Genomic DNA, 5,845 nt, shown 5'->3' with positions numbered 1-5,845 from the left:
AAGGAGGTTTGATTTGGGTAGATTTAAGAGACAGGTATGGTGTTACACAACTGATATTTGAAGAGGGTTCCTCCGATAAATCACTCTTGGAAAAAGCTGCTTCCTTAGGAAGGGAATTTGTCGTATTGGCAAAAGGAACGGTCTTGGAGAGAACCTCCAAAAATGACAAAATGAGTACAGGAGACATCGAAATCAAGGTGGAATTTCTTGAGGTATTGAATTCCTCCAAAGTGCCTCCGTTTATCATCGAAGATGAAACAGACGGCGGTGATGAGTTGAGAATGAAATACAGGTACCTTGACTTGCGTAGAAATGTGGTCAGGGAAAAATTACAACTCCGTCACCGCATGATGCAGGAGACGAGAAAATATATGGATGCACAGGATTTCATCGAAGTGGAAACCCCTGTTTTGATCAAATCCACTCCTGAAGGGGCTCGAGATTTTGTTGTTCCCAGCCGCGTCAATCCGGGAGAATTTTATGCTTTACCGCAATCACCACAGACTTTTAAGCAATTGTTGATGGTCAGCGGTTTTGACAGGTATTTTCAAATAGTCAAATGTTTCAGGGATGAAGATTTGAGGGCGGACAGACAGCCGGAGTTTACACAGATAGACTGCGAAATGTCTTTTGTAAGTCAGGAAGATATCCTCAATACTTTTGAAGGTTTGACCAAGCATCTTTTCGCCAACGTGAAAGGAGTAAAATTGGAAGAAGTCAAAAGAATGACCTACGCTGAAGCCATGAAAAGCTATGGCAATGACAAACCCGATTTGAGGTTTGATATGAAATTTGTAGAGCTCAATGACCTCGCTCAGGGAAAAGGTTTTTCCATTTTTGATCAGGCAGAGCTTGTAGTCGGTATCTGTGCCAAAGGTGCAGGGGAATACACGAGAAAGCAACTTGATGACCTCACCAATTGGGTAAAAAGACCACAGATCGGAGCCAAAGGATTGGTATACGTAAAATGTTATGAAGACGGGACTTTCAAGTCCACCGTTGATAAATTCTATTCAAATGAAGATTTGAAGGCCTGGGCAGATAAAATGGGAGCAGAAGCCGGTGACCTGATTTTGGTTTTGAGTGGGGATGCAAAATCCACAAGAAAACAAATGTCCGAACTCAGATTGAAAATGGGTGAAGAACTTGGATTGAGAGATAGAAATGTGTTCAAGCCACTTTGGGTAGTTGACTTTCCATTACTCGAATGGGATGAGGAGACCAACAGGTATCATGCGATGCACCATCCTTTTACCTCTCCAAAAAAGGAGGATATCCCGCTTCTCGAAACAGATCCGGGAGCTGTCCGTGCTAATGCCTATGACCTTGTCATCAATGGCGTGGAAATCGGTGGCGGGTCAATCCGAATCCATGACCGATCGACACAACAACTGATGTTCAAACATCTGGGGTTCTCGGAGGCTGAAGCACAGAAGCAGTTTGGATTTTTGATGGAGGCATTTGAGTTTGGTGCGCCCCCGCATGGTGGGATTGCCTTTGGATTTGACAGGCTTTGTGCGATTTTTGGCGGTTCGGATTCCATCAGGGATTATATCGCTTTCCCAAAAAACAACTCCGGCAGGGATGTCATGATTGATTCTCCAAGCACGATATCTGATGAACAGCTGACAGAACTCTCGATCAAAGTCTCCTTGACAGAGAAAAAATAAAACTTAAAATCCCGGTCTTTCAACCGGGATTTTTCTTTTTCAAAATTTGATATTAAACTCTTGATTTTTTCCATTCAACCTAATTTTTATCCATTCAAAATTTTGCTAGATTAATACTTAAACTTTTTGACTTTCTCTTATGTCTAAGCTGAGATATAAAACTGTTTCCTATGAAGATTTCTACTTTTAAAATATTTTTCATTTGCCTGTTTATGGTTTTTGCCAATGAATCTATGGCACAAAGACCGGAAGGAAGGCCGCAAAATAGCATTCTCAAGGGTCGTGTCATCGAAGGTGCTACCAAAGAACCCATGATAGGTGCCAATGTAGTGATCAAGACAGTGACCGACTCAGTATTGGTCAATACTGTGACCGGAGCGGATGGGACTTTTGAAATCAGCCGTCCAAGAATCCCATCCGTACTGATTGAAGTAACTTTTTTAGGATTCGTGAAAATCAGCAAAACCCACAATAGAGGTGATGGTTTGGACCTTGGAACATTGGTCTTATTAGAAGATAGCAAACTCCTCGGTGAAGTACTGATAGAAGGTCAGATAGTCGTAGGGGAAGTAAAAGGAGATACTACTTCCTTCAATGCAAGTGCATTCAAAACAAGGGAAAACGGTGATGCGGAAGACCTTGTCAGAAAACTTCCGGGCGTGACCATCCAAAACGGGGAAATCCAGGCAAAAGGAGAGCAGGTTCAAAAAGTCTTGGTAGATGGACGTGAGTTTTTTGGAAGTGATCCCTTCCTCGCTTTGCGAAATTTGCCTGCAGATGTGATCGACAGGGTGGAGATTTTGGACCAAAGGTCAGATCAATCGAGACTTACGGGATTTGACGATGGTAATTATTCCCGAACCATCAATATCGTGACCCGACCTGATAAAAACACCGGGCAATTTGGAAGGCTGTATGCTGGGGCAGGTACACAGGACAGATACGCTGCCGGCGGTAATTTCAATTATTTTAAAGGAAATAAAAGAATCTCGATTATTGGGTTATTTAATAACATCAATCAACAAAACTTCTCTTCTCAAGACTTAGTGGGGGTAAGTGCCGCAGGTCAAACCGGAGGAGGAAACAGGGGTGGAGGTGGTGGAGGCCGTCCCGGGGGTCAAGGTTGGGGTGGCGGAAACAACAACTTCCTAGTCGGACAAGATCAGGGGATCATCACAACAAACAGTGTAGGGTTGAATTACAGTGATAAATTCGGTAAAAAAATCAATTTTACAGGAAGCTATTTCTTCAACTCCACCAAAAACAATTTATTCAAACTGACCAATAGGGAAACCATCTTGTCCGAAACCACAAGACAGTTTTATGAAGAGAGTTTGCTCAATACCATCAAAAACAACAATCACCGAATCAATGGCAGGATAGAATATGACATCAATCCCAAAAATGCCATCATCATCACGCCTTCTCTCAATTTCCAGAGCAACAATACTTATAACGACAGGGATGGGCTCAATCTTTCGGGCACACTAGATCCTTTAAGTAGCTCAAGGACAAAATCTGATGCTACTACTGATGGCTATAATCTCGCCAATAATTTTGTGTATCGGTACAGGTTTGAAAAGAAGGGCAGGACAATTTCTACCACCGTCTATACTGCATGGACCAAAAGAGACCAACTCTCTGACCTCATTGCTGCTAATAGGGATTTTATCAGAGACATCAGAGATACAATCAATCAGGAGACTTTCGGGCTTTCAAACGGTTTCAATTATAGGGCAACATTGCAGTATACCGAGCCAGTTACAGAAAAATCTTTGTTGACAATGTCTTACCAGGTAGGAAACAACAAAACAACTTCTGACCAAAAAACTTTCAGCTTGGTTCCTGAAGCCGGCATAATGGTTTTGGATACAGCCCTGAGTAACCAGTTCAATAATAAATTTATTGTCCAAAGACCAAGTATCGGATACAGCTACAACTTAAAATCATGGAACATCAATGCCAATCTGGATTATCAATATGCGGTGCAGGACAATGAAAGCTTTTTCCCGAGGGAAGAACTCTTCAACCGGTCTTTCAGCAATTTTCTTCCCGGTCTGAATGCCAGTTACCGAAACCAGGAAAAAGGTACTTCCTTCAGGTTGCGGTACAGAACAAATACCCAAGAACCCAGTGTCAACCAGCTTCAGAATGTCATCAATAACCAAAATCCCCTGCAACTTTCTGTAGGAAATCCAAATTTGGGACAGTCCTTTAGCCACAACGCCTTTATCAATTATTCCAAAATCAACTTAGCCAAATCAAAAACCTTCTTCACTTTCATATCCTTAAACCTGACGGAAGATTTTATTGGCACCAATACTTTTGTGGCGCAATCTGATACTTTGATCAACGACCAAGTCCTCCTGAAACCAGGTGGACAAATCAGCCGACCTGAGAATTTCTCCGGTAATTTCAGATCAAGGTTGTTTGTCACCTATGGCACGCCGATCAAAAGCTGGAAATCACAATTCAATCTGAATTCTTCTGTCTCCTACAACAGGACACCAGGTATGATCAATAACCAAAAAAATGCAAACGATAATATTGATCTCAGTCAAGGCTTGACCCTGACAAGTAACATCAGCAAAGACCTGGATTTTTCTATTTCGACTACAGGGATTTATACCATTGTCAACAGCAGTTTACAATCCAATTTGGACCAGAATTACTATATCCAGTCTTCTAACTTCAGGTTCTATTATTCTCCCAACAAAGGAAAATTATTCATCTCCAATGTCGTCAACAATTCTCTTTACAGAGGACTATCGCCCACATTGGATCAATCGGTATGGCTTTGGAATATAGAAGCAGGGTACAGGTTTACCAAAGACAACAAAGCGGAACTGAAGTTTACCGTATTCGATTTACTCAATCAAAACAATGCCATCGGAAGGACAGTTTCGGATGTATCCATCGAGGATACTTTCACAAGGGTCTTGACTAGGTATGGATTGGTTACATTTTCTTATAACATAGGCAACTTCAAACCACAGGCTGCGAGCCCTCAACAGGGCAGGCCTGGCGGCGGAGGCGGTAGAACTTGGTAATAAACAAAAAAGAGACCTTTTCACAGGTCTCTTTTTTGTTTAGGGAGATTGGCAGTAAATAAAAATTATGATTTAAACTTTTTGACCAAACATTCCTGCTGCATCAATATAAAACCAAATAATTGGCTGAGTTGAAGATTTTCATGGCTTTCATTTAAAATGACTTTTTATTTAATGGAGAAATTCGGAACATACTATCTGACTGGATTTTGGTATTCAAAAAAAGTGCAATTCCCATCATTTGTTTTAGATTTGTGGCTCTGAAAATTGAACAGAACATGCATCAGGAAAAAATAGAAGCCATCAAATCCGCCATCTCAGCAGCCTCAGCAAGCAACGAAGATGAGTTGGAGGCTTACAGGATGAAATTCATCAGCAAGAAAAGTATGGTTGGGGAGCTTTTTGCCGAAATGAGAAATATCCCAAACGAACAAAAAAAGGCGTATGGGCAGATGGTCAATGAGGTCAAGCAATTGGCGGATGAGAAATTTCAGGAGCTGATAGACCAAGTCAACCAAGCCAAAAAACAAACCAAATCCTTTGACCTAGACCTGACTTTACCTGCTTCAAACATTGGTGCGGGTGGAATACATCCATTGACTGCCACAAGGCAGCGGATCATCGAGATATTCGAAAGAATCGGATTCAACCTTTCTGAAGGTCCTGAGATAGAAGATGATTGGCATAATTTCTCAGCATTGAATTTTCCCGAAAACCATCCAGCAAGGGAAATGCAGGACACGTTTTTCTTGGAAAAGAATCCTGATGTAGCTCTTAGAACCCATACTTCATCAGTTCAAGTCCGCGTCATGGAAAACCAAAAACCTCCCATCAGAACCCTTTCTCCGGGTAGGGTTTACCGAAACGAGGCGATTTCTGCCAGGGCGCATTGTATATTCCATCAGGTGGAAGGATTGTATGTGGATGAAAATGTAGGTTTCGCAGATCTGAAAAATACACTCTACCATTTTGCCAAAGAGATGTTTGGCAAAGAAACCAAAGTAAGGTTCAGACCATCATTCTTTCCATTTACAGAACCAAGCGCAGAGATCGACATCAGCTGCCTGATTTGCGGAGGCAAAGGCTGCAACGTCTGTAAAGGTACCGGATGGGTAGAAATCGGCG

The 5,845-nt window shown here is 41.9% G+C and carries 3 protein-coding genes; all 3 read left to right on the top strand.

The window, feature by feature from the left end:
* A partial coding sequence (gene aspS, locus ACZFYI_RS14505) for an aspartate--tRNA ligase (protein WP_462524846.1) occupies window positions 1-1,670 on the top strand: 1,670 nt, incomplete at its 5' end.
* Between the two features lie 170 nt (window positions 1,671-1,840).
* Window positions 1,841-4,720, top strand: a complete 2,880-nt coding sequence (locus ACZFYI_RS14500; protein WP_462524845.1) for an outer membrane beta-barrel protein — start codon at window positions 1,841-1,843, stop codon at window positions 4,718-4,720.
* A 278-nt stretch (window positions 4,721-4,998) separates the two neighbouring features.
* Window positions 4,999-5,845 (top strand): phenylalanine--tRNA ligase subunit alpha (locus ACZFYI_RS14495; protein ID WP_462524844.1); only part of this gene is annotated, 847 nt, incomplete at its 3' end.

The sequence above is a fragment of the Aquiflexum sp. genome (genome assembly GCF_977115555.1).
Note: the sequence above shows the minus strand (reverse complement) of the source record. Positions and strands in the feature narration are given on the sequence as shown.